This window comes from Roseateles sp. GW821-FHT09H10, from assembly GCF_059415865.1.
Genome location: NZ_JBWKOB010000003.1, coordinates 124,639 through 149,653, shown reverse-complemented (window position 1 = coordinate 149,653; position 25,015 = coordinate 124,639). Strand labels below are relative to the sequence as shown.

Genomic DNA, 25,015 nt, shown 5'->3' with positions numbered 1-25,015 from the left:
GACCGTGGCAACGGTGCCGCCGCCTTCGACGGCGTCGACATCCTCGCCGCCAGCGGCGACATGTACTGGGCCGGCGCGCTGCGCGGCACCTGGCCCGAGCCCAACATCACCAGCACCGTCACCGTGCGCGCCAGCGCCGTGCCTGCCGGCGGCGTGGGCGCGCTGATGATCCTGTGGGTCGACGGCGTGGCCGTCAGCGCCACCGAAGTCACCAGCACCACGCCCACCGACTTCGTGATGCCCACCACCGCCCTCAAGCCGGGCAGCAAGATCGCCGTGGCCATCGGCAACCCCGGCATCGCCGGCGGCACCGTGCGCCAGCTCAACGTCCACTACGCCATCGCCGGCTCCACCTTCGTCACCCCCACCAGCCCCGGCGCCACCTATGCCGGCGGCGTGCTGACGGCCACGTGGCCCGCCGCCAACCTCACCGACACGCTCACCGTCCGGGCCTACGCCACGGTCGCCGGTGGCGTTGGCGCCGTCATGCAACTGCGCATCGATGGCGTGATCGTCGGCAGCGTCGAAGTGCGCAGCGGCACCCCCACCGACTATCGCTTTGCCGTGCCCAAGCTCCTGCCGGGCAGCCGCATCGACCTGGTCTACACCAACGACGCCACGGTCGGCGGCGTCGACCGCAACCTGTTCGTGCAATACCTGCGCACGGGCGACACCACGCTGGTGCCCTTTGCCAGCAATGCGGTGTTCGATGCCGGCTCCGGCGAGGCCGCACTGGACGGATCGGAAACCAGCGCGAGCAGCGGCGGCATGTACGGCAATGGCGCCCTGCGCATCAACGTTCCGGCCGCGCCGGCGCCCGTCAGCGCAGCTCAGCATGCCGCCTCGCGCCTGCTGCAGCAGGCCAGCTTCGGGCCGACGCTCGCGGACGTGAACCGGGTGGTGCAGATCGGCCAGGCCGCCTGGATCGACGAACAGCTGGCCCTGCCCTTCGCAGCCGACATGGTCAGCGCCGTGCAGTCCCGCTTCGACCTGGGCGACAGCTACCGTCCCGGCGGCGCCAACTACACGCCCAACTGGGTGGGCCAGCGCTTCTGGACCTCGGCAGCCACCAGCCCGGACCAGCTGCGCCGTCGCATGGGCTTTGCACTGCACCAGATCCTGATGATCTCGCAGGCCGACTCCAACCTCTACTACCACGCCCGCGCCTACGCCCAGTACGTCGACACGCTCAACCGCCATGCGCTGGGCAACTACCGCGACCTGCTGGAGCAGGTGGCCCTCAGCCCGGCCATGGGCATCTATCTCTCGCACATGCGCAACCGTCCCGAAGACGCCGGTTCGGGTCGCGCGCCCGACGAGAACTTCGCCCGCGAGATCATGCAGCTGTTCACCATCGGCCTGCATGAGCTGAACGCCGATGGCAGCCCCAAGCTCAACGCGAACGGGCAGCCCATCGAGACCTACACCAATGCGGACGTGATGGCCCTGTCCAAGGTGTTCACGGGCTGGAGCTGGGCCTTCCCCGATGCCCAGCTCACCGAGCAGAAGTTCCGCTACTCCGTCCCCGACCTCAGCGCAGCCGCCGACACCCGCATCGACATCCAGCCGATGAAGGCCTACCCGGGCCAGCACTCGACGGCCGAGAAGCGCCTGTTCAGCGGCAAGCCGCAGGCCGTCGTCATGCCGGCAGGCGCCAGCGCGCAGGCCGACCTGAAGATGGCCCTGGACGCCCTGTTCAACCACCCCAACGTCGGGCCGTTCGTCAGCCGCCAGCTCATCCAGCACCTGGTGAGCAGCCACCCGAGCAATGCCTACGTGGCGCGCGTGGCCGCGGTGTTCAACAACAACGGCAAGGGCGCGCGCGGCGACCTGGCCGCCGTGGCCCGCGCCATCCTGCTGGACAGCGAGGCCGTCAATGCCCCGGCCAGCAGCGTGGGCCTGCTGCGCGAGCCGGTGCTGCGTGTCTCGCACTGGATGCGCAGCCTGCAGGCCACTTCGGCCAGCGGCCAGTACGCCGTCGACATGGATCTCGGCGCCGTGGGCCAGCGCCAGTTGTACGCGGGCTCGGTGTTCGGCTACTTCCGCCCCGGCTACGTACCGCCGAACACGGTCTTCTCCGCCGAGCGCATCACCGTGCCCACGATGCAGATCGTCAGCGAAGCCACCACCGCGCAATGGGTGAACCTGGCCGAGCGCATGGCCGGCAATGGCCTGGGCTGGAACGGCACACAGAGCGACGTGACCGCCCAGATGCAAACCCTGGTCCAGATGGTCACCGCGGGTCAGGTGACGGCCGCGATCGAACACCTGAACCTGCTGCTCTATGCCGGCCGCATGAGCAGCACCCTGAAGCAAGACCTGATGGAAGCCATGGTCAGCGTGAGCGGTGCCGACGCCTCCAGCCACATCAACCGGGCCCGCGTCGCCGTCTTCCTGGCCCTGGCCTCTCCCGAATACCTGGTGCAACGATGACCCAACCTATCCGCACGGACGCCTCGCGCCGCAGCTTTCTCCGCGCCGTCGGTGGCCTCGCCGCCAGCGCCGCCATTCCCCAGCAAAGCCTGTCCCTCGTGACCGGCCTGGCCGGCATGGCCGCACTCAGCAGCCATGCAGCCACCACCAGCGGCTACAAGGCGCTGGTGTGCCTGTACATGAACGGCGGCAGCGACACCCACAACTGGGTCGTGCCCATCGATGCCTCCGGCTACGCCGAGTACGCCCGCGTCCGGGGCGAACTGGCCTGGGCGGCCAACCGCCTGCAGGGCATCACGGCCGCCGGCCAGGCCGCTGGCCGCAGTTTCGGCATGCCGGTGGAACTGGCCCCGCTGCGCGACTGCTACGAAGCCGGCCAGGCCGCCATCGTGGCCAATGTGGGGCCGCTGGCCCGGCCCATCACCAAGGCCGAGTACCTCGCGGGCGTTGGCATCCCGGCCAAGCTGTTCTCGCACAACGACCAGGCCGCCACCTGGCAGAGCCTGGCCCCCGAGGGCGCTCCGTCGGGCTGGGGCGGACGCATGGGCGACATCCTCATGTCGGCCAACGCCCATCCCGTGTTCACCGCGGTATCGGCCAGCGGCAATGCCGTGTTCCTGGCGGGCAGCCAGGTCAGCCAGTACCAGGTCGGCCAGGAAGGCCCCGTGCTGGCCAGCAGCATGACCAGCTCCAGCGTGTTCGGCTCCTCCACCGCCGGCAGCGCCTTGCAGCGTGCCTACGCGGCCGCATCCAGCGATCGCGTGCAGATGGAATATGCCCGCGTGATGCAGCGCGGCCTGAGTGCCAACGCCACGCTGCAATCGGCGCTGTCGGGCGTCAACGTACCCGCCATCCCCGCCACCGCCATCGCGCAGGTCAACGCGGCCAACACCACGCTGGACAAGCTCAGCCTGGCCCGCCAGCTGCGCATGGTGCTGCAGATGATCGCGGCCAACCAGTCGCTGGGCATGCGGCGCCAGGTGTTCATGGTGCAGATGGGCGGCTTCGACACCCACAACAACCAGATGCGCGACCAGCCCGCCCAGATGGCCCAGGTGGCCCAGTCGATCAGCTACTTCATGTCCGCGCTGAACAGCCTCGGCCTGCAGAACAACGTCACGCTGTTCACCGCCTCCGACTTCGGCCGCACGCTGCTGAGCAACGGCGACGGCAGCGACCACGGCTGGGGCAGCCACCACTTCGTGGCTGGCGGCGCCGTCCGGGGCCGGCAGATCCTGGGCAACTTCCCCGTCACCGCCCTCGGCACCGACACCGACATCAGCGCCGGCCGCCTCCTGCCCACCACGGGCGTGACCCAGTTGGCCAGCAGCCTGGCAGGCTGGATGGGCCTGAGCGCCGCCGAGCAGCAGATCGTGCTGCCCAACCTCGGCAGCTTCGGCGCAGGACCGGCCCTGTTCGCCTGAGGCCACGCCTGCCGCGGCACACTGCGGATATGCCATGGAAATAGCCGTTTAGGGATGGACGGACGCGCCCGGCACGCCGTCCACTGAATCCGCCCGGATGGTCCGGGGTCAAAGGATTCGCCATGCAAGTCTCGCGGTGCAGTCCCGCCTCACCCCGCAAGCGCCTCAGCCCTGCCAGGCTGGCCGCCATCGCCGCCCTGTCGCTGGCCGGCGCCCAACCGGCGCAGGCCATCGTTTCCTGGGAAGAGGTCACCTTCTATCTCACCCATGCCAGCTACAGCCCTGGCGACACGGTGAGCACGACCTTCTACTTCGGCACCCGGCCCGCCATAGCCCTCAGCAGCTTCGAGTTCACGCTCTCGTGGGACAACGCGCTGGCGGCACCGGTGGCCAGCGGCGCTGGCTCGGTGGCTGACTGGGTTGCCCGCTTGAGCGCCCAGGGCACCGCGAGTGCCGGCTTCATCGGCCCCACGGCCATCCAGGGTTCGTGGGCGGCGGATCCCCTCGGTGGAGCGGGCAGCTTCATTTCCACCAGCTACGCCAACCTGGCTCGAACCACCTTCACCTTCGAGACCAGCGCGGCGCTCACCGTGCCATTCGTGGTCACCCTCGAGCTGACCAAGCTCAGGGATTCGAGCGGCGATGTCGTCGACCTCGGCTCGGGATTCATCAACTGGGCCACCATGACGCCGGTGCCCGAACCCGGGACATGGATGCTCATGCTCAGCGGCCTGGCATTGCTGCCCAGGCTGCGCCGCGCACGGGGCTGAACGAGCACTATTTCAGGTCTTGCTGGAAGCTTGCATCTTCAAGCGCGGAACACCACCGGCCAGCGCGACATCTGGCACATCGGCTACGGCAGGCTGGCCCCACAATGCCCGGATGCTGGTTGCGGCGCAGCAGTACCACGCCCAACAAGGGAGATCCTCATGAACACCCACCGTCCTTCCCGCGAGCCCGCGATGACCACGTTGGCCGCCCTGATCGCGTCATGCAGCCTCATCGCCGGTTGCGGCGGCGGCAGCGGCGGTAGCGCTGACACCTCGGGCTCCCAAGCCGTCACGCCCAGCACGCCCTCGGTCGTGACGGCCTCGGCCGGAGCCGCGAGCGAGCCGGCCAGCGCCCCGACGTCAGCCGAAACCCCGGCGGCGGAAACAGCGGCAGCGCCCGCCTCCAGCCCGGCCACCGAAGCCGCGGCGGCCGACGAGGCAGCTTCGGGCCCCACCGCGCATGCGATGGCAGGCAGGGGCGGCGAAACCGTGGTCACGCCCAAGGCTGCGACAGCGCCTGCGCCGGCACCCAAGGCTGCACCGGCTCCCGCCCCGACGCCTGCACAGGTGGCAAACGCCCAGGCGAGCCTCGGCGCCCAAGTGGTCGCAGCTGCCGCGCAGGCAGCGGCACAGGCACCAGCACCAGCTCCAGCCCCTGCAGCGTCTGCTCAAACGACCAGCAATGTGACGATCGGACAGGTCGCCAACGTCGCGTCTGTGCAGGATCGCCTGGCACGACTGCAGACCGCCGCGACCGACATGGGCCTTGGCCACGAAGTCAAGCCGGCAGGCGCCCCGAAGACGGGTTGGGGCATCGCGCCATTGATCGTGATGAACACCGAGCCCTACGGCAAATCGATTCCCAGCAACTGGCCTGGCACTCGGTACCAGAACTGGAAGTCCATCCTGACCTGGTTCGTCATCTACGAAGGCGTTGGCGGCAACCAGGCCACCAACACCGCCGTCGAAGTCACGGGTGTCGAGCTTTGGTATTTGTCCACCAAGGACAAAGTGTGGAAAAAAATCCAATCGGCCAAGTACCCGGAGTGGAACGGCTCCTATGACCTGAACGCGATCGCCGTGTCCACGACAGCCACGACCTACAAAGTGGTTACTCAGTCGACCGCAGCATTCGCTCCGACAAGCAACAACATCATCCATGGCGGCCTCAATCAGACCGACACGCCCTGGAACGACAGCACGAACACCGGCGACATCAGCGCGCTCTACGCCTCCGTCAGGCACCGACTGGTTCTGAAGAACCCCAACGGCCGTGATGACCGCGATCTGGCGAACTACACCGTTCAAGCCGGCATTGACTACTACCCCTATCGCGGGGCTCGCGTCAAAGACCTGAACGCCACCTACATTCCCGGCGCCGGTAGCGGCCGATTCATGAAGTCAACGGGTTCTTGGCGCTATTCAACGGTGCTGCTCAAGGCAAAGACCGTGACCAATCAGTCCTTGCAGGCAATCACGCCGCCAGTCTTCGCCTACTGAGCTCCGGCCGGCACGGCTCAGCGAGCCGCGCCGAACCTTTGGATGAAGTCGGTCGCCAGCTGACGATTGGCAAAGCCGCTGATGTGGTCTCCATCGAACAGCAGTGGCTGCAACGGATCGACGGACCCACAAGCCTCATTGGGGCAAAGCAGGGGCAGTGGGTCCCAAACCGTCGCCGCAGACATGCGCCCGACCAGTGTGTGGATGCGGCGCATGGCTGCTTCGCGATGAAGCTCAGCCTCCGCCCGAGGCACGACCAATCCGGGACGGCAGATGGGATTCATCTTGTTGAACCCGTCGGAGCAGCGGAAAGGCGGCGCCTTGAGCACGGGCTTGGGGCCTTCCCAGATCACCTCCAGGCCCGCGGCAGAAAGCGGCTGCAGCTGCGCATAAGCCTCGTCGACGATGGCTGCGTCCAAGGCTTCGTCATCTCCTGCAGTTGACGCCGCCTTGCCAGGCGCCCATTGATCCAGATACCTCGAGACACGCAGCCCCGGCAGGAACACGAGATCGCCGCGCTTGGCGTTCTTCTGGATATCGCTCACCACCGCTCGGACGAATTCCTGGCAGTCCGCTGCTTCTTCAGCCACCTTTCGGCGCAAGTTGAAGAAGCCACAGCCCGGCCTCCCATACAGATGAACCTTGGCGCCACTTTCACGCGCGTACAGGTCCAGCATGGCCGTGTAGGCACCTGCGTGAGAGTCACCCGCCACGTACAAGGTGCGCGTGTTCGACGCACAACCCTGAGGCAGAAACTCCATCTGCTGGCCCGCACCAAACGACGACTTCGAGCGCGTCACCGAGCAATTGGCGTGCTGGCTTGGCCAGGTGCCGTCCCAGCGCCAAGTCAACGGATCGGCCGTGACGCTCTGTGAAATGTTCAAACGGTTGATGGCGATGCCGATCGCGCCGGCACAGGAAAGCCCGACAACGGCCATGGATGCCGTCACCAGGACACCGCGCCGGTACGTCTGGAGCGACTTCGCGTACCGAATCGGACATTCCACGTACCGGTACGAAAGATAGGCGAGCGCCCAACTGAGCAGCAGGGCCGCCACCAACTCGGCCGGATGTTCCATACCGAATGTCCAGCGTCCGAACACGACGACAGGCCAGTGCCAGAGGTACAGGGAGTAGGAAATCTTGCCCACCTGTACCGCCGGTCTTGTCGCCAGCAGCCGCGCCACAAAAGTGTCTGGTCGAGCCAGGATCGAAACGATCAGTGCTGCAACAGCAAGAACTGGCACCAGAGCCCCGGGCCAGGGGAAATGCGCGGCGTCAGTAAAAAGCAGGCTCCAGATCAACGCCAGGAATGCAGCAGCGGCTGTTCCTTCTGCCACTCCCTTGGGCGCGGCCGCTAACCTGCCGGTCAGACTGTCCCGGAAGAAGAACAGGGCGACCCCCAGACCCAGCTCCCAAAAACGGGTGGGCAGCATGTAGAAGGAAAAGACCGCTCGGTCGGTCAGTGCCGCGGCCGCCACCAAAGACGCAACGATGGCACCCACAAGCACGAGCCTTGCCGTGCGGCGCTTGCCGCGCAACCAGGCGAAGTAGACCAGCGGGAACACCAGATAGAACTGCTCCTCGATAGCCAGTGACCAGGTGTGGGTGAAAGGGTTCAGCTCTGCTCGAGGCGACCAGTAGTCATTGCTTGAGCCGGCGAGGACGAAATTGCTGAAACCCCAGAAGGCTGCCAGGCCCGTCTTGGTGTTGGCTTCTGTCAAACGCCCATCGGGTGCCACCGGCACGATGCTGGCCATGACCATCATGGTCACGAGGAGACAGCAGATCAGCGCGGGCGCGATGCGCAGCAATCGCCGTGCATAGAAGGCCACGACAAAGCTGCGGAAATTGACGGCCGGCAAATCCTTCGCCGCCGACGCCACCACATAGCCAGAGATGACAAAGAAGACGTCAACGCCGACGAATCCGGATGGCAGCCAGCCGCCCAGATGGAAGAAGAGCACTGACAAGACCGCCACAGCACGCAGCCCGTCAATGGCGGGAACGTAGGCGATACGGCCTGCCGAATTCATAGCCATTCCATTTTCAAAATCTGAGAATCAGTTCCTGCGCGACCGCTCTCGCAGCGCCAGCGCGCGCTTTTCAATCGCATGCCAAGAAATGATGGCCAACACCAATGTCAAGGCAAAGGAAGCGCCTATCAACTGCTCCACGGAAGCAGCCCATCCCAGCATCAGCAATTGCTGGATCGGAAATGCATAGATATAAATGCCGTACGAATAGTCTCCGACGTCATTGAACTTTCTCAAATATCCTGCCGGCAAATAAACCAGGCAAAGCAGCAGATACGGCAAGGCCAGCAAATAGCCCAGTGCGAAGAAGCGAGTGTCGAACCAAAGCGCCACAGCCAGTGCGGCGACCACCGCCAGCGCCGCCCATACATTCAGCAAAATCCGCTGTCCGTACAACCTGCACAGCGCACCCAGCAGGAACACCGCAAGCAACGCCGCGAACTTGTTCGGCTGCCCAGTAATCACACCCCAACCTGCCCAGACAACTACCAATAGTCCCGCAACCAGACAGGTTTTCGAAAAAGAAAAACTGAGTCGCCGACGCAGTGCGACCGAGACAGCCCAGATGAAGAGAAGAGCCAGATAAGCCCTCAACTCAAACGGCAGAGTCCACAACGAGCCGTTGACAGCACCCTTCCAGGGGTTCTGCTCGAACACACCGGGAAGTTGGTAAGCGCCACCAAAAACCATGACGGCGTTTCTGGCGAGATGCTTCCAGGTTTCCATCGACCCGAAGAAGTCACCCACCGAATAAGTCGAGACGGCTGGCCCCATGACAAGGACCGTCAACAACAAAGCCACCCAAAGGCCGGGGTATATCCGCAAGGCCCGGGCGGAAAGAAAGTCCCGGGCGCTTTGGCTTGCCACCAGGCTACCCGCAACCAGAAATCCACTGGCACAGAAGAAAATATCAACAGCAACGCCCCCCATACTCATGCCCAGCGTCTTGCGCCAAGGCTCGGTAGAAGCGTCTCCGGTGAACAGGGCAAAGCTGTGCGACACGAGGACCATGGTCGCAGCGATGAACCTGATGAGATTCAGGTTGTTGTCACGTCCGCGAATAACGTCCTTCAGCGGAACACTGGCCCGGGAACCTATCCACGCCTTCATGGTCTTCAATGCGAAGCCGCGTCGGCCGTGAATTTCAGCAGCAGCTGCTCATACTGAGCCAGGATGCTTTCCCAGGTCAGTCCGTCCTCAAACCGCTTCACGCTGGCCTGCTTCATGCCCTCGAGCTTCGCGGGGTCGGCCACCAGCTCATCCAGCAGGGCAGAGAAGCCCTCGGCCGTCGAGAAATAGCGCGCGCCCTCCCCGGCCACCCAGCGGTTGAAACGGTTGTCGTGCCCGATGACGGCATTGCCGGCCCCCAGGGCTTCGACAAGCGACGGGTTGGTGCCGCCCACCTGGTGGCCGTGCACATAGGCGGCACTGTGGAAACGCAGGGCCTGCACCACCGGCTTGTCGTAGATGGCGCCGAGGAACTTCACCTCGGGGCCGGCGGCGGCCTTGACGGCGCGGTGGTAGGCATTGGCATCGTTGTAGTTGCCCAGCACCGCCAGCTGCATGCCGCGCGGCCGCTGCGAGAAGCCGCTCACGACTTCCAGGATGGAGTTCTCGGGCTCGGCCCGGGCCACCAGCGTCAGATAGCGCCCCGGCTCCAGGCCCTTGGCGCGCACGGCATCCTCGGGCATGGCGGTGACGCGGTCGGCACCGTAGGCGATGGTGGTGATCTTGTCCGGCCGCACGCGCGAGCTGAGGTGGACCTTGATCTGCGGGTGGTCGGCCACGAGGTGGTTGCCCAGCCAGCAGCCGGCCCAGTCATTGAGCCAGAACCAGGTCTTGGCCACCGGGCCCCACTTCGCGCGCGACCACTCGATGCCGTCCATGTTGATGACGTTGGGCACACCCTTCAGGCGCAGCAGCGCGCAGAAGATGGCGGTGTTGTAGCCCAGCGTGAGGCACAGGTCGCGGTGCCGGCTGGCGTGCAGCGTGGCCTGCCAGTCGAACACGATGGTGCTCTTGGGTCCATCGCCCTTCACGGGGAAGTGCACGCGCTCGACGCCTTGCCAGCGGTCCTCGAAGACCGGGCCCTCGCCCTCTTCCTGGCAGTAGACGACGACGCGCCAGCCACGGGCCACGAGATACAGCGCCAGCTGCTCGGCGAAGGTTTCGAAGCCGCCGTGAGCGGCGGGCACGCCACGCGTGCCGAGGATGCGGAGAGTCTTGGATTTCATGGCGTGGGGACACCCAATTCAGCGTAAAGAGACAAGGTGGCCTCGACGTAGCGGCTGCGGCTGAAGCGGCTGGCGACGATGTCGCGCGCTGCATGGCCCATCTCTTCCAGGCGGCTGTCGGGCAGGGCCGCGACCTGCTGAAGCTTGTCGGTCAGGCCGCCCACATCGCCACTCTCGAAGGTCCAGCCGTTGACGCCTTCGTCGATCATTTCCGGGATGCCGCCGATGCGGGCGCCGATGGCGGTCTTGCCGAGTGCAAAGCTTTCCAGCAGGCTCATCGGCGCGTTCTCGTACCACTCGGAGGGGAGCACGACGGCACGCGCGCCGCGGATCAGATCCCACAGCGCCGTCCCGCCCTGGAAGCCCAGGAACTCGGCCTGCCCGCCCAGCTCGGCGTTCAGCTTGCGCAGCGCCTCGTCCTCCGGGCCCGTGCCCGCGAGCTTGAGCGTCACGCCGGCCTTGGCCGCGGCACGCAGCAAGGTGCCGACGCCCTTCTCCGGCGCCAGCCGGCCGAAGTACAGGAAGTAGCTTCCGGGACTGAACTGCGGCTCGAAACGCGACACGTCCACATAGTTGGGCACATAGCGGAACTGCTCCCGCGGCCAGCCCCATTCGATGAACTTCTCCATGAAGAACTTGCTGGGCACGACCACCTTCGACAGATAGCGCTGATAGGTGTTGAGGCTGCGGTGCAGGCCGCTTTCGGCCGCGACGATGACGCTCGCGCCGAACGAGCCGCGGATGCAGCGGTGCTTCACGACATTGAGCACCGAGCCATCCTTGCAGCGCTCGCAGATGCCGGTGTCGTTGAGCATCTTGTAGGCCGGACAGGCGATCTTCAGATCATGCGCGGTCATCACCACCGGGATGCCCGCCTTGTGCAGCGTCGGCAGGATGGACGGCGACAGGTGGTGGTAGATGCAGTGCAGGTGGGCGACGTCAGGCCTGAAGTCGTTGATCAGGCTGCGCAGCTTGCGCTGCGCCTCGAACGAATACACCACCTTGGACGCCATCTTGAGCTTCTGGCCGAAGGAGTACTCGTGGCCGAACTCCAGCTCGTCGACGAAGTACTTCGACCAGGGCGTCGGGTTGTTCTTGGGGTGGTGCATCGAGAAATAGGCGTTCTCCCAGCCCAGTTCCTGCACCAGCCCGGCGTGGTCGAGATAGACGGCGTCTGAGCCCCCTCGTCGGTAGTGATAGCTGTTGACGCTAAGCAATCTCGGCATGTCTCAGTCCTTGGCCAAATAGTGGGTCAGCTTTTCGGCGATATCCGGCCATTGCGCATCGGCGCCGGCCGCGCGCACGGCCAGGGCATAGCGCGATTCATCCTCCCGAATCCGCGTGATGGCAGCGACGAGCGCATCCACCAGCTGCGGGCCCGGCTCGATCAGCAGGCCCGCATCGGCCGGCACCTGCTCGGGGAAGTCGCCGACCGCCGTCGCCACCATGGGCCGCTCGAAAGCCAGCGCGAGCTTGAGCACGCCGCTCGTCGTGCCCTCGAGGTAGGGCAAGGCCACCAGGTTGCAGGCGGCGAAGTAGTTCTCCACCTCCTCGAAGGGGATGCGGCTGTCGCGAAGCACGACGTTGGGTGACGAGCGGGCGGCCGCCAGCGCGTCGGCATACGGCTTGCCGTGGCGCGACATGGCGTCGGCACCCGCGATCAGGAACTTCACGTCCTGGCGGTGCTGCATCCGCCGGGCGGCTTCGAGGAACTCCATCAGCCCCTTGCGCGGCTCCAGATGGCCGAAGAAGAGCACCACGAAGTCACCGTCGGCCAGGCCGCCGACCTTGGCGCGAGCCTCCTGGCGGCCGATGCCGGTGAGCCGGAAGACGTCGTAGATGCCGTGCGGCACCACCAGCACCTCGCCTGCAATTCCCAGCCCGGCGAGCTGCTGCCTGGCGCTGTCGGAGTGCGTGACGACGCGGTCGAAGGAGCGGTAGTAGAAGCCGTAGCTGAAGCGGCTCCACGGACGCGGGTAGTGCGGCAGCACGTCGTGCACCGTGATGGCCGCGCGCTGCCCGAACAGGCGCAGCAGCCGGATCCACAGGCCGTCGAGAAAGGCGAACTTCAGCGGCCCCTGCAGGGCGATCCAGTCGGGCCGGCGGCGCAGCACATGGGCCAGGAACTTGGGGATGTCCAGCAGGTAGTGGCGCGACCGCCTGAAGATGCGGAAGACGTCGAAGCCCATGCCTTCGAAACGGCTGGGCAAGGCCTGGGACGTCACCACGCTCGCCTGGTGATGGGCCGCCAGGGCGCGCGCCAGCGAGACCGCGTAGTCCGTCAGGCCGGAATCTCCGGTGAAGCTGACGACCTCGATCTTCATTCGCCGGCCTGGCGCCTTCTCCCCGGCTCGGTTGTCAGACCGGCTCGTCAATGTGTCGCTCCCGTTTTTCCCAGAAGGCCGTGCCAGCTGGCGCGCAGCACGGTGGCGATGCGCCGCGACTCATCGCGGCGCAGGCACATGCCCAGCGCCTCGCGCAAGTTGCGCAACAAGGCAGGCAGCAGCAGCCAGGGCCGATGCCCGGTGTAGAAAAGAATCAGATTCCGTGCCAGGTAGTACTCCGAGAGCAGCGAGCGCTTGGTGAGCGTCGCGGTGCCGATGGAGGCACCTTCCTTGTGCAGCACCAGGCTGCGCTCGGCAATGGCCAGCCCCCAGTCGCGGCGCGCGCGCCAGGCCCAGTCCAGTTCCTCGAAGTACAGGAAGTAGTGCTCCGCGAACAGGCCCACGCCGCGCATCAGGTCGGCGCGAACCAGCATGGACGCGCCGGCCACGTAGTCCAGCCTTTCGCTGCGCAGGGCCGCGAAGTCGGCGTTGGCGATGTCCTGGCCATTGCCGATCTGGGAGCCGCGGGCACGACCGAAATAGAAGGTCGCGCCGCCGAAGGCCTGGATGGTCGTCGGGTGCGCCGCGTACAGCAGCACGGAGCCCACCATGCCGGCCTTGGGATTGCGACCCGCGCAGTCGACCAGTTCGCGCAGGGAATCCGGCCGGACCAGCGTGTCGTTGTTCAACACCCAGGCAAAGCGCACACCGTGGCGCAGCGCGAGCCGCAGGCCGATGTTGTTGCCCTTGGCGAAGCCGCCGTTCTCGCCCGCCTGGATCAGCCAGACCGAGCGAGGCTCGGCAGGCGGCACATCCGGCGCTTCGGAATCCGCGCGCGACATCTGCCGCCAATCCCGCCCCAGCCCGAGCCGCTGAACCTGCGGCGCCGCTGCATTCAAGCGCTCCCAGGAGGCATCGCTCGAGGCGTTGTCGACCACGATGACATAGAAATCATCGCCTTCAAGTCCGGCCAGGCTTTCCAGACAAGCCAGGGTGTCTTGCCAGCCATTCCAATTCAGCAGGACGATTGCGGTAGCGGGTGCTGCAACCTTATCGTTTGGGTGGTGTTCCATGATGGGACTGCTTTACGGAAGCTGCCGCAGCCACCATCGCAGCGATGACGAAGGCAAACACCAGATTGTAGGAAATACTCAAAATCATGCGCACTGCCAGCAAACCCATCAAGGCCGCCATGCCGGCGATAAGAAAGGTTTGCTCGGAGCCAGCCTCTGCGGTAATTCTCTTGAATGCCATCCAGATCGGAATCAAGAAAATCGCGATGAACAGAAGCAGCGCAGGAATCCCGCTGTCGACACCCACGCTGAGCAGATAGTTGTCGACCGTCAAAATGCCACCGGTACCTTGCACGCCGGCGATTGCCACAACTTGGCCATACCCATTTCCGAAGATTGGCGCGTCAAGCATCGCCGGCAGACCCGCCTTCAACATCAACAGCCGAGCCGAAGAACTGGAGGCTTCGGATGCCGTCCGTCCTTCCATCAGGGTCTGCAGCACTGGCATGGCCAGCACCAACAGAATGGCCAGAGCCAGAAGGATGAACGCGCGCGTGCTCACCGCTGTGGCTGTCGTGCGCTCCCCTCGCGCCCGAACTGCCGTTGCGATCCCCACCGTTCCGACAACGATGGCCAAGGCCACCAAGGAAATTCTGGAGCCACTGAGCGCCGCTGAAATGGCGCTGCCCATGAACGCCAGGAAAGCCAGCATGCGCACCGACCCCTTGCGCCCTGTCAGCAGTTCACTCAGGCTGAACGCACAGACGATGGCGGCAAACTCCGCCAGCATCAGCGGATGCTCGAAGGGTCCTTGGGCACGGAACACGCCGTCCCGCAAGCGCGAAAGTTTGAGGGCCGCCTGGAAATCTGCCGAATCAGCCGAGATCGGTCCAAAGCGCGTAAATGGATTGACGCTGGTAACACGCTCTGCAACCACCAGAATTGAAACCAGCAGAGCCAACCAGAACAGCAGCTTCACAAACTGCTGCCGTGAGTCCTGTCCACGCAGGATGAATATGGCCGCAAAGAATGGCATGTAGTAATACACCCATTCCCATGCAATAGCCAAGAACGATGCAATGGGCGCAGGAGATTCGAGCGCCGTGACGATTCTCAGCATGCCGTAAAGCGCGACACACCAGGTCAGCCACTTTGCGCCAACGGACATCTCTTTCCAATTGCGACTGATGATCGGACGCGCGGCCACCAGATAAAGAAACATCAACAGCGAAATACCAAAAACAATCTTCCGCAAATCGATGGACGGCAACCCACCCACCCGCACCGCCATATAGGACGGCCACAGGGTGGCCGTGACGACAATGGCCGCCAGCCAGAAGGTGACCAGCCGGCTGCTGACGGCCGTGGTCCGGACGAAGCCCGCGGACAGCAGCACGATGGCGACCAGGAAGATGGGCGTCAGCCGCACCACGAACTCGGGCGCCAGCGCGGTCATCGCACCGATGATGAACAGCACGAACCCGGCCACGCCGATGCCCAGCGCCAGCCCGAGATAGCCCAAAGGCGATCGACCTTGCTTGAACATGCTGACGCTCCTGTTCGCAGTGCTCATCGGTATTGGCCCAACTGATTTCTCAGGGTGTTCTCGTAGGCCTTCAGTCGCTGCAGGGCCTGGGAGACACCGGCGGCCACCTGGGGCTGGATCTCGGCCCGGCGATCCAGACTCTGCATGACGAGGGTGACCAGCTCGGCATCGCGCATCTTCTTGCCGTCCGCCAGCACTGGATAGCCCAGGGTGCCGAACAGCCCGTTGAACTTGCGGCTGTAGGCAATCGGCACGACCGGCACGCCGCTGGAGAAGGCCGCGATGCAGGCGTGCATGCGGGCGCCGGTGAAGAAGTCCATGCCGGCAATGTAGGACTTGGCCTCTGAAGGCCGTGTGAACGCGGGCGCCACGATGACGCCGGGGAACTCCTGCGCCAGCTGCCGGGCCGCGGTCACGTCGTCTTCCACGGGCATGTGGGGCTCGATGACGTGGCTGACGAGATGCACCTCGACTTCGGGGCGCGCCGTCAGCTGGCGCAGCAGCTCGCGCATGGTGGCGGCGTAGTCGATGCTGAGGCCGAACTGGTTGTTGCCGGTGTAGCCACCGTTGAACAGCAGGCCCGACACGTTGATGCCGACACGGACCTTGCCGTCCGCGGCACGCTCGGCGCGGCCGAAAGGCAGGCGGAAGGCGACGTCGATGGCTTCGTCGACGTTGCCCGTCATGCCGATCTCGCGCAGGTAGGCGCTGGACAGGTTGTCGCGCGCGAAGACGCGGGTGCAGCGCCGCATGATCTGGCGCGCCATGAGGCGGGCCAGCGTGCCGTCGAAGGGCCCGATGGTCTGCGGCGACAGGATGAGGGGCTTGCCCAGCGAGCAGACGATGTTCTTGCTCAGCCAGTGGAAGCGGAAGCGCTGCATGCCGTAGATGTCGGCGAAGCTGTCGCCCTCGCCGATGTCCAGCACGAGGTCGCAGCCGCGCACGGCGTCGCGGAAGTCCTTGCGATAGACGCGGATGCGGCGCACCTGGAGCTCGTGGCCGGCCGCTGCCAGTTCAGCGGCCAGCTCGGGCACGGTGGCCTCGCTGGTGCCGAGCACGACGAAGCGCACGCGCAGCCCGAGCTCCTCGGCCACGCCGCGCACGATGGCGATGTTGGACTCGGTCAGCGCGCCGACACCCAGGTTGCCGGAGCCGAGCGAATGCCACATGAGGCCGACGGTGACGAGCCGCGCGGGAGCGGCGGGGAGCGACGAGGACTTGTTCTGATTCACAGGGGAGACTCACCTTTGGCGCGGCGCAAGGTGCCCCACGCGTTTCTCAACCATTCGATCTTGCGGGCCTGGAGGGCGTTGCGCCACAGGGCCAGGCGCCGGTAGCGCGGCGCCTGCCGGCGCGCCAGCCAGGTGGCGATGACGCGGCCCAGCACCATCTGCTTGCGGTTGACCTGGTAGGGCTGCATGCGCGCGATGTCGTCGACGGGCAAGGGGTCGGCAGCCAGCACGCCGGCGGCCATGGCCTGGGTGACCAGGCGCTCGCCCAGGGCCGTGCGGCTCAGGATGAGGCTGCGGCCATCACGCTCGGCAAAGTCGGGATAGCCGTCCTTGCCGTACCAGGCGTCGGCGCAGACGATGTCGGCGAACTCGCCGGTGCCATCGGGGCAGATCTTGCAGCGGAACTGCAGATGCCTGTTCAGCACGGTGCCCCAGGAGCTGTTGTAGTCGGTCTCGAAGACCTGGCCGTCATGCTGCACGGCGCGCGCCATGCCGGGCCAGCCGTCGCCACGGTAGCGGAAGCTGCTGAGCTGGTTGCGGTCGGCACCGAGCTTGTCGAGCAGCTCATGCGTGCCCTTGAGGCTGGGAATGCCGGCGCACATGAAGGAGATCATGGCGACGACGAGCTCGCCGACGCGCGGATCGTGCCGCCCGTACTGGCGCAGGGCAGCGACGTCGCAGGGCTTGCCGACGAAGGCGAAGCGCTGGCCCCGCTCGAGCAGTTGGCGCAGGCCCGCCAGCGGCGCCGACGGCGCGTAGCGGGAGCCGGCAGCGGCGATCACGTCGGCTCGGGTGGTGCTGATCTGCAGGTCGTTGCGCAGCGGGTCGTCGCGGCTGACGGCGATCTGGGCGACGAAATCCACCTGGCCGGTTTCGAGCAGCCAGGCTGCCACCGCGGAAATGCCACCACCCGAGGAACCCTGGCGGCGGATCTCGGCGTCCAGGGAATGGCCGGCGCGCACCCCCACCAGCGGACCCCACAGCGGGTGATAGGCGGGTGGCGTTGCACCTTCGGCGGGCGCGTGCTCGATGCGCGAGCCGGGGCAGACGTCGGCCAGGATGCGCGCCTGGGCGGCCTCGAGCGGCGCGCGCTGCTGCGGCCGCAGATAGCCGTCGCGGCTCATGCGCATCTGGATGACGCCAGGCGTGGCAACGGCTTCGCAGAGGCCACAGCCGGCGCACAGGCCGTTCTGCACGACATCAGGAATCAGCGAAGCGGCTGCGGACATGGAAGACATCGAGGAAGAGGTTGTGGCCGCGCTCAATGCGGCACCTGAAGAAAAGGCAAGAAGCCGGCCAGGGCCAGCGTGGCCAGCGCAGGCTGGCGCCAGCCCGCGCCGGAAAGCTGCCGCCCCCTCCACACATAGGCCACGGCGAGCAGGGCGTTGCCGGCGGTGAGGCAGAGCAGCCAGCCGACGAGCCCGAGGCGAGGCACGAGGACCAGGCTGAGCGCACCAATGAGGGCCCAATGCACGGCATTCATCGCGGCCCGGTAGCGCTGCGCGCCCGCGGAAGTGAGCAACACGCCCCATGACGAGGCAAAGAAGCGCACGAAGAAGAGGAGGCCGAACCAAGGCAGCACATCGACCAATGCGAGGTACTGCGCGCCGAAGAGCAGCCGCACCAGGGGCTCGGCCAGGCCACAGAGCGCCAGGCCGAAGACCAGGCCGAATCCGACGAAGGCCCATTGCACGCGGGCCGACTCCTTGCGCAGGCTGCGGCCGTCGTCCTGCGCCTCGGCTGCGGCAGCCGCACGCGGCAGGAAGACGTTGGCAAGCACGCCTGCGGCTTGCGCGCCCCCGTTGAAGAGCCGCATGCCGGCCTGGTAGACGCCGACGGCCGCGGCACCCACGAAATGGTTGAGCACGACGCTGTCGACCTGGCCCAGCAGGCTCTGCAGGCTGAAGTCGACGGCATAGGAGCGGGTGGCGCGCAGGCGTGCCAGCGCCTGCGCAACAGGGGCCGGCCGCAGCTCGGCGAAGTAGCGGCGCTGGGCCAGCCAGGTCACGAGCAGGACGGCCAGGCGCGACAGCAGGAAGGCGGCAGCGGCCATCAGCGGCGAGGCTTGCCACCAGAGCAGCAGGGTGACGATGCCGAACTGCAGCAGCACGGCCAGCGAGGCGATGCGGGTCTCGTGCCCGAAGCGGTTGGTGGCCCTGAAGCCGACGTTGAGAAACTCGGTGAGCGCGTCGGCCAGCTGGGCGCCCATCAACAGCAGGAAGACAGCGCGAACGCTGCCGTCGAGCAGAGGGAGGGCGGCGATGGCAACGGCCAGGACGAACAGGGTCAGCAGCAGCTTGGCCGACAACACCTCGGCCATGACCTCATTGGCCCGCTCAGGGGCGGCGCCGATCTCGCGCAGCAGATAGGGCGTCAGCCCGTAGTTGGCCAGCAGTGCCAGCAAGGTGGCGACCGACAGCCAGAGCATGACGACGCCGAACTGGGCCGGGCCGAGCAGGCGTGCCATGACGACGAAGGTCAGCATGCCAAAGCCGAGGCGCATGGCGGTGCTGGTCCCCATCAGGGCTAGGTTGCGGACGATAGACATGCAAGAACACGGCAGCGGCCTGCGCCAGGATTGCGGTGGGGCCGAAAGACGAAAGGGAAGGCAGCTCAGTCGATACGGTCGACGCCCGCGATGCGGCCGCGAACGGCGCTCGGCGCGGCGGTCAGCAGCGCGCTGGCGAACTGATCCTGCAGGGCATAGGCAGCAGCGGTGTCGCGGTCGATGGAGGACACGCGGAACAACAGCCCATCGGGAATGAGGTTGCGAAAGCCGTAGCGCATCTCGGCCAGCTTCTTGTCGGTGCCGCCGCGCACCGCGGTCTCGCCGATGACGGTCCAGTAGGTGACGGGCTCGTAGCGCTGGTTGCCGAGCACGGTCTCCAGGCGGCGCGCCGGAATGGTGAGGCTGGTCAACCGGAGGTCGACCTTGCGGTTGCTGATCAGCCGGAAGCCCTGCGCGGGATAGCAGATCTCGGGATAGTGCAATTGCAGGCCGTCGCGCTGGTCATTGCCATAGGCGATGGACAGCATGACGCGCTGCCCGCTGCGGTTGACATAGGTGCGGGACAGGATCTGGCTGTAGAGCTGCTTGAGCAGTTCTTCCTGCTGCGGATTCACCACGCCGCCCACCACGTTGGTGTCGAGCTGCCAGTCGCCGAACTGCTTGGGGATCTGCGCTTCCAGATTCAGCTCGCCATGCAGGGTGGCCATGCGCTGGGTGGGCGTGAGCTTCCACGCAGCGGCTGCCGCGGCCCCCATCAGCAGGGTGGCCAGCACGGCACGCCGGTTCTGGCGATCGATGGGGTTGCCGGGATTCACCGCCACGTCGTTCATGCGCGCTCCTGAGTGCCGCCCCGACGGGCACCAAAGCGCAGCAGGCCGTCGGTCGCGATGATCAGCATGAGGGCGCTGAGGAAAAGCACCATGCCGGCGAAGCCATGCAGGAAGCCCTGGCCGGCTTCATCGCCGAAATAGAAGGTGATGAGCGTCAGCACGCAGACCCGGATGACGTTGGCAGCGAAGCTGATCGGGACGATGAGGATGGCCAGCGCGATGTTGCGGAACAGCGAGGAGTGCCGCACCAGGTTCATGTAGAGCAGGCCCAGCGCCTCCAGCGTGAAGAGGGTGTGCAGGCCGGCGCAGGCGTCGGCCACCAGCAGCTGGTAGGGGCCGATCTGCAGGATGACGCCGCTGCGGCTGATGGGGTAGCCGAAGGCATGGAGGATGTTCTCCGCCACATAGGACACGGCCATCTTCATGGGCTGCGTCAGCGCGTCCACGATGGCCCCGGGCAGCGGGATCATGAACAGCATGAAGAAGAGGGCGAAGGCGATGAGCCGCAGATGAGCCGGCCCGCGCAGCAGCAGCACGAGGCCCGACACCACGACGATGGCGGACCCCACCTCGAAGATCCAGATGCCCTGGGACCGGCCGACGGCGTAGATCAGGCCCGCGAAGATGAGCAGCGGCCAGGCCAAGAGCGGCTTGGGGCTCGACAGGCGGGTGTCCATGATCTCCGGCCAGCGGCGGTAGATCAGCCAGATGCTGATGCCCAGCACGATGGGGCCGTGGCCCTGGGCGTCCGAAGCCCAGATGGTGCTGAACAGGCTGACCAGCGTCGGCACATAGAGGGCGAGCAAGCCCGCCCCTGCCAGCAGCCAGGGCACCAGTGCCTCTCGGCTCTCTCTCGCCGGAACCATCGTGACCTTCAAGGTGGGCACTTCAGTGCTCGTTCATCACCACGCCGGCCAGCTCCGTGGGCGTATTGCCCAGAGCGCCGATGAGGTCCTTCAACGCCGCCACGCGCGTCGTGCCCTTGCGGGCCAAGGCCAGCGCCGCGCCGCAACGGGCGGCGATCACCGCGTAGTCGGCGCCGTGGATGGCAGCCGGCGTGTCGACGATGACGTGGTCGAACTTGTTCGACAGCTCGCGCATCAGCAGGGCGAAGGCGGGGCGCTCGACCAGCTCGGTCGGGTTCGGCGGCAGCGTGCCGACGGGCATGACGAACAGGCTGGGCAGGTCGCGGATCGGGCGGATCACATTCGACTCGGAACGGCCGGACAGGATGCCCGACAGGCCGGCGCCATTGGCCAGGCCGAAGATCTCGTGCTGGCGCGGGCTGCGCATGTCAGCATCCACCAGCAGGGTGCGGCCACCCAGCTGGCTGAATGCGATTGCGAGATTGGCCGCGAAGAAGGTCTTGCCGTCGCCCTCGTTGGCGCTGATCACCGCGAGAGCCCGGCGCGGCGCATCCGCCGAATAGAGCTTCATGTTGATCTGGCTGCGCAGCACGCGGAAGGACTCGGCCTGGTCGCTGAAAGGCTTGGCAGCCAGCACCAGCTCGTCGCTGGGCGCCGGGCCGCCACCGGCGGCGTAGGGATAGTGGAACTGCTGGCTCAGCGCCCACAGCACGTCCTCGCCCTTGGCCAGGCCGAGGGACACGGCGGCTTCGCCAAAACGCAGGCCGTGGCTCTTCTGGTGGGCCAGGATGCGCTCCACCTGCTCGGTGGTGAGGTTGTTGGCCTCGGCAATGATGTCGCCGATGGAGCGATCGTGCAGTGCCGTGGGACGGATGTCTTCGGCGGAATGGCTGCTCATGTTGTGTTGCATGATCGATTCGTCAGGCGGCGTTGGGAGAGGACGAGCTCAACAGCCGATGGCGCTGGGCCCCGTCAGCCAGGGCACCGGAGGAACGCTTGCTCTTCTGGCCGGGCAGGACGCCGAGCACCGGCAGGCCCAGCAGTTCCCGCACATCGTCGACGTCGCGGACCCGGCGGTCGCGCAGCTCGGCGGCCATGACGACACCGACCGCCAGCAGGGCGCCGACGAAGATGCCCAGGGCCACGTTCAGCGGGATCTTGGGGAAGGAAGGATCGATGGGCGGCGTGGCGGAAGTCAGCAGGCTGGCGTTGCTCGACGTGGCCTGGCTCTCGATGCTGGTGACGGACTGGCGCTGGACGATGTTGTCGTAGTTGCGCTGGGCGTTCTCGATGTCGCGGGTGATCACGGCGCCTTCGTCGCGCACCTGCTTGAGCTTCAGCACCTTGCTGCGCTGGGCCTCGAGGTCGGCACGCAGCTGGGCCTCGCGCTGGCGGCTGATGTTGCCGCTGATGCCGACACCCGCCGTGAGGCGCTTGACCTCGGCATCGATACGCTGGCGCTGCTCGTTGATGCTTGCCTTCAGCTCGATGACCTGAGGATTCTGGTCACCCAGGCGCGCACTGATCTCCTGCAGGCGCGCCTCGGAGCGCGACATGTCGGCACGCAGCGATGCGACCACCGGATTGCTGGTGACTTCCAGCATCTTGTCGCCGGAGCCCGCATTGGCCTGGGCCTGGCGGCTGTTGGCTTCCGCGGACAGCGACTGCACCATCACGAGCTGGCTGGAAAGCTCGTTGAGCCGCTGGTTCTCCACGTCCAGGCGCTCATCCGTCATGATGAGGCCGTGCTCGTTCTGGAAAGCGCTCAGCTTGCTCTGCGCCTTCTCCAGGTTCTCGCGGGCTTCCTTGGCGCGGACGTCGAAGAAGCTGCTGTACTGCTTGGCCGGGTCGACGCGCAGTTCCACCGAGGTCTCGATATAGGCCTGCACGAAGGCGTTGGCCAGGGCCGCGGCGAAACGCGGATCGGGCGCGCGATAGAACACATTGATGACGCTGCTCTCGCGGCCGGGCTTGACGTCGAGGTCCTTCTGCAGGCGCTCGACCAGCCAGCTCTCGATGTCGCCCTGACCATTCTGGTCGTCGCGCCACTGCTCGCGCACCTGAGGCACTTCGGTCAGCTTGAGCGCGCGCACGACGCGGCGGGCCACCCGGTCGCTCTGCATGATGTCGATCTGCGTGGCGATCACGCCAGGCGTCATCAGCGACTGGTAGGCAATCGCCGACAGCGGGTCGGGCTTGACGTCCACGACGACGCTGGCCATCGCGGTATAGCGCTTGGGCAGCACGAAGCTCAGCACCACGGCGGGGATCAGCACCCCCAGCAGGATGGCAATGAAGAGCTTCTTGCGGGCAACCAGAATGGCGAGGAATTGGCGGAAGGTCATGCTATGCCCCGATCAGAACAGGCTCTCTTTGACATACACCACGTCGCCGTCTTTTAGGGCGTCGTCCATGGTCGGCTGGATCACCTGCACCTTGCCGTCGGCGGACTTGCGGTGCACGCGGATACCGCGCTCGGTGCCGCGCTGGTTCAGGCCGCCGCCGGATGCGAGGGCCTGCATCACGGTCATGCCGCGCTCCAGGCGCATGGGGCCCGGACGCTGCACTTCACCATAGATATAGGCCAGCGGCGCGCGGTCGACCCAGAGGACGTCGCCGTTCTGGATCAGCACGTCGTTCGGGCGGCCCTGCTCGGCGCTGGGGCCGAAGACGCTGGGCAGGTCGATCTCCATGCGGAAGGGCTTGCCGGCGCGGGTGCCGCTGAGCACCAGGATCTCGGCACCGGTGCTGGCGACACCGCCGGCATTGGCCAGCAGGTCGGTCATGCGCATGTCGGCCGTCTCGATCGGGTAGCGGCCGGGGCGGTTGACCTGGCCCAGCACGCTGGCCTGGTTGCCCTTGACCTGCATCAGGATCAGCGTGACCTGCGGCGCCTTGACGAAGTTGCCGGTCTTCAGGCCGTCGGCGATCAGCTTCTCGGCCGCGCTGACACCCAGGCCACCGATGCGCACATTGCCGAGCAGCGGGTAGCTGATGACACCCGTCTCCGACACGCGGGTTTCGAGCGTCAGGTCGGGGTTCTGGTAGACGACGACGCGCACGACGTCGCCGGCGCCCAGCTTGTATTCGGCCACGGCAGCGGCGGCAGGCGCCTTGGCTGGGGCAGGTGTCTGGGCCTGCGCGACCGCAGCGGTCAGGCCGAGGGCGGCACCAAGAATCAGTCGGGAAATACGCATCATCATTTCAGGCCCATGCCCTTGGAAATGGAAGCAGGATCCAGGCCACTGGCGGCCGGAGCGGGTGCCGCGGCGGGCGCGACGGGTTCGGAAGCGGCCGGCAGGACCTGCGCAGGCGCGGTGGCCGCCGGCGTACCAGCCGGGGCCGGCTGGCTGAACTTGCCGACGTATTCGATCTTGGAGCTGTCGCGCAACGCCTTGACATCCTTCTGCACGACCTCGGCCTTGCGCTGGTTCAGCAGGAAGGCCTCGATGGCCGGCTTGGCGCGGGCCTCGTCGACGGGCTGGCTGCGCGAGCCGACCAGGAAGAGCACCGTCATGCCGGTGGGGCTGGGGCTGACCATGGAATCGCCGTCCTTCATCTTGGCGATGGCGTCCAGGCCGGCCAGCGGCAGCTGTTCGGCGGCGCGCACGGCCTGGTTGCCGGCGAAGCGGATGTCGGCCGACTTGAGGTACTCGGCGAACTCGTTCAGGTTCTTGGCCGCGGCCAGCCTGGCGCGAATGGTCTCGAACTGCTCGGGCTTGGCTTCGATCTGCAGTTCCTGCAGGCTGTAGATGCGACGGTCCTTGAACAGGGCCGGCTTGTCGTTGTAGTACTTGCTGATCTCTTCGCTGCCGGGCTTGGCAACGCTTTCGCCGACGCGTTCGGCATAGGCCCGGGCGATGATCTCGCGCTTGGCGGCCTCGATCTGCTGCACGACGCGCGGGTCGCGGTCCAGCTTCTGCTCCTGGGCCTTCTGCACCGCGAGTTCCTGGTCGATCAGGCGTTCCAGCACCTGGCGGCTGGCGGCCTCGGCCTGCTCGGCCTTGAGGCCGGGCTGGCGCTGCAGCACGAAATTGATCTGATGGACGGTGATCTCTTCCTTGTTCACCTTGGCGGCAGTCTGGGATGCCTTTTCGCCCTTGTCGCCGCCACAGGCGGTCAGCAGGGCGGCCGCGGCGACGACTGCCAGCAGCAGGGGGGCACGGTGCTTGATCTGTTGGATTGCCATCTGATGAAGGTCCTTGTTATGCAGAGAAAGGGCACCCGCCCCAAAGAGCGAACGAGTGTAGCGGCGCGATAAGTCGCTTCTGGGGCTGCCACGAAGCCATAACTAGGTT

General features: G+C 66.2%; 20 protein-coding genes. 4 read left to right on the top strand and 16 right to left on the bottom strand.

Annotated elements, in window-relative coordinates; translation table 11 throughout:
* The 4 genes from AC07OY_RS16330 to AC07OY_RS16315 form a co-directional block, all read left to right on the top strand.
* Positions 1-2,433 (top strand): DUF1800 family protein (locus AC07OY_RS16330; protein WP_495043662.1); only part of this gene is annotated, 2,433 nt, incomplete at its 5' end.
* Complete coding sequence (locus AC07OY_RS16325) at positions 2,430-3,857, top strand: DUF1501 domain-containing protein (protein ID WP_495043661.1); 1,428 nt, start codon at positions 2,430-2,432, stop codon at positions 3,855-3,857. The genes AC07OY_RS16330 and AC07OY_RS16325, both read left to right, overlap by 4 nt.
* Before the next feature lie 122 nt (positions 3,858-3,979).
* Complete coding sequence (locus AC07OY_RS16320; RefSeq protein ID WP_495043660.1) at positions 3,980-4,627, top strand: hypothetical protein; 648 nt, start codon at positions 3,980-3,982, stop codon at positions 4,625-4,627.
* A 159-nt stretch (positions 4,628-4,786) separates the two neighbouring features.
* A complete protein-coding gene (locus tag AC07OY_RS16315; protein ID WP_495043659.1) occupies positions 4,787-6,127 on the top strand; it encodes a hypothetical protein in 1,341 nt (446 codons plus the stop codon).
* Positions 6,128-6,144: 17 nt separating this feature from the next.
* Here AC07OY_RS16315 and AC07OY_RS16310 read toward each other — a convergent pair whose 3' ends face one another.
* The 16 genes from AC07OY_RS16310 to AC07OY_RS16235 all read right to left on the bottom strand — a co-directional run bounded on the left by AC07OY_RS16310 (position 6,145) and on the right by AC07OY_RS16235 (position 24,906).
* Positions 6,145-8,163: an acyltransferase family protein gene (locus AC07OY_RS16310; protein ID WP_495043658.1), complete on the bottom strand. Its 2,019-nt coding sequence runs from the start codon at positions 8,161-8,163 to the stop codon at positions 6,145-6,147.
* A gap of 27 nt (positions 8,164-8,190) precedes the next feature.
* Positions 8,191-9,273, bottom strand: a complete 1,083-nt coding sequence (locus AC07OY_RS16305; protein WP_495044065.1) for an acyltransferase family protein — start codon at positions 9,271-9,273, stop codon at positions 8,191-8,193.
* A gap of 5 nt (positions 9,274-9,278) precedes the next feature.
* Positions 9,279-10,397 carry a DUF1972 domain-containing protein gene (locus AC07OY_RS16300; RefSeq protein ID WP_495043657.1) on the bottom strand — a complete coding sequence of 373 codons (1,119 nt, stop codon included), beginning with the start codon at positions 10,395-10,397 and terminating at the stop codon, positions 9,279-9,281.
* Positions 10,394-11,623 (bottom strand): glycosyltransferase family 4 protein, encoded by a 1,230-nt coding sequence (locus AC07OY_RS16295; RefSeq protein ID WP_495043656.1) that lies wholly within the window; start codon positions 11,621-11,623, stop codon positions 10,394-10,396. The genes AC07OY_RS16300 and AC07OY_RS16295 overlap by 4 nt, the downstream gene beginning before the upstream one ends.
* A gap of 3 nt (positions 11,624-11,626) precedes the next feature.
* The gene (locus tag AC07OY_RS16290) at positions 11,627-12,721 is read right to left on the bottom strand and encodes a glycosyltransferase (protein WP_495043655.1); all 1,095 of its coding nucleotides are present in this window, start codon (positions 12,719-12,721) and stop codon (positions 11,627-11,629) included.
* A gap of 47 nt (positions 12,722-12,768) precedes the next feature.
* Positions 12,769-13,563 carry a glycosyltransferase gene (locus tag AC07OY_RS16285; RefSeq protein WP_495043654.1) on the bottom strand — a complete coding sequence of 265 codons (795 nt, stop codon included), beginning with the start codon at positions 13,561-13,563 and terminating at the stop codon, positions 12,769-12,771.
* Positions 13,564-13,771: 208 nt separating this feature from the next.
* Complete coding sequence (locus tag AC07OY_RS16280) at positions 13,772-15,280, bottom strand: O-antigen ligase family protein (protein WP_495043653.1); 1,509 nt, start codon at positions 15,278-15,280, stop codon at positions 13,772-13,774.
* A gap of 23 nt (positions 15,281-15,303) precedes the next feature.
* Entirely contained in the window at positions 15,304-16,449 is a 1,146-nt protein-coding gene (locus tag AC07OY_RS16275) for a polysaccharide pyruvyl transferase family protein (protein WP_495043652.1), read from the bottom strand.
* Positions 16,450-16,508: 59 nt separating this feature from the next.
* On the bottom strand, positions 16,509-17,741 hold the full coding sequence (locus tag AC07OY_RS16270) for a Coenzyme F420 hydrogenase/dehydrogenase, beta subunit C-terminal domain (protein WP_495043651.1): 1,233 nt from the start codon (positions 17,739-17,741) through the stop codon (positions 16,509-16,511).
* A 32-nt stretch (positions 17,742-17,773) separates the two neighbouring features.
* The gene (locus tag AC07OY_RS16265) at positions 17,774-19,060 is read right to left on the bottom strand and encodes an oligosaccharide flippase family protein (RefSeq protein WP_495043650.1); all 1,287 of its coding nucleotides are present in this window, start codon (positions 19,058-19,060) and stop codon (positions 17,774-17,776) included.
* A gap of 65 nt (positions 19,061-19,125) precedes the next feature.
* On the bottom strand, positions 19,126-19,851 hold the full coding sequence (gene epsI / locus AC07OY_RS16260; protein ID WP_495043649.1) for an exosortase-associated protein EpsI, B-type: 726 nt from the start codon (positions 19,849-19,851) through the stop codon (positions 19,126-19,128).
* Positions 19,848-20,684, bottom strand: coding sequence for an exosortase B (xrtB, locus tag AC07OY_RS16255; protein WP_495043648.1), 837 nt, complete (start codon positions 20,682-20,684; stop codon positions 19,848-19,850). The genes epsI and xrtB overlap by 4 nt, the downstream gene beginning before the upstream one ends.
* 55 nt (positions 20,685-20,739) lie before the next feature.
* A complete protein-coding gene (locus AC07OY_RS16250) occupies positions 20,740-21,615 on the bottom strand; it encodes a polysaccharide biosynthesis tyrosine autokinase (RefSeq protein WP_495043647.1) in 876 nt (291 codons plus the stop codon).
* 22 nt (positions 21,616-21,637) lie between these two features.
* A complete protein-coding gene (gene epsF / locus AC07OY_RS16245) occupies positions 21,638-23,062 on the bottom strand; it encodes a chain length determinant protein EpsF (protein WP_495043646.1) in 1,425 nt (474 codons plus the stop codon).
* Positions 23,063-23,074: 12 nt separating this feature from the next.
* On the bottom strand, positions 23,075-23,920 hold the full coding sequence (gene epsE / locus AC07OY_RS16240) for a polysaccharide export protein EpsE (protein ID WP_495043645.1): 846 nt from the start codon (positions 23,918-23,920) through the stop codon (positions 23,075-23,077).
* Positions 23,917-24,906, bottom strand: coding sequence for an EpsD family peptidyl-prolyl cis-trans isomerase (locus AC07OY_RS16235; RefSeq protein ID WP_495043644.1), 990 nt, complete (start codon positions 24,904-24,906; stop codon positions 23,917-23,919). The genes epsE and AC07OY_RS16235 overlap by 4 nt, the downstream gene beginning before the upstream one ends.
* Positions 24,907-25,015 lie beyond the last annotated feature (109 nt).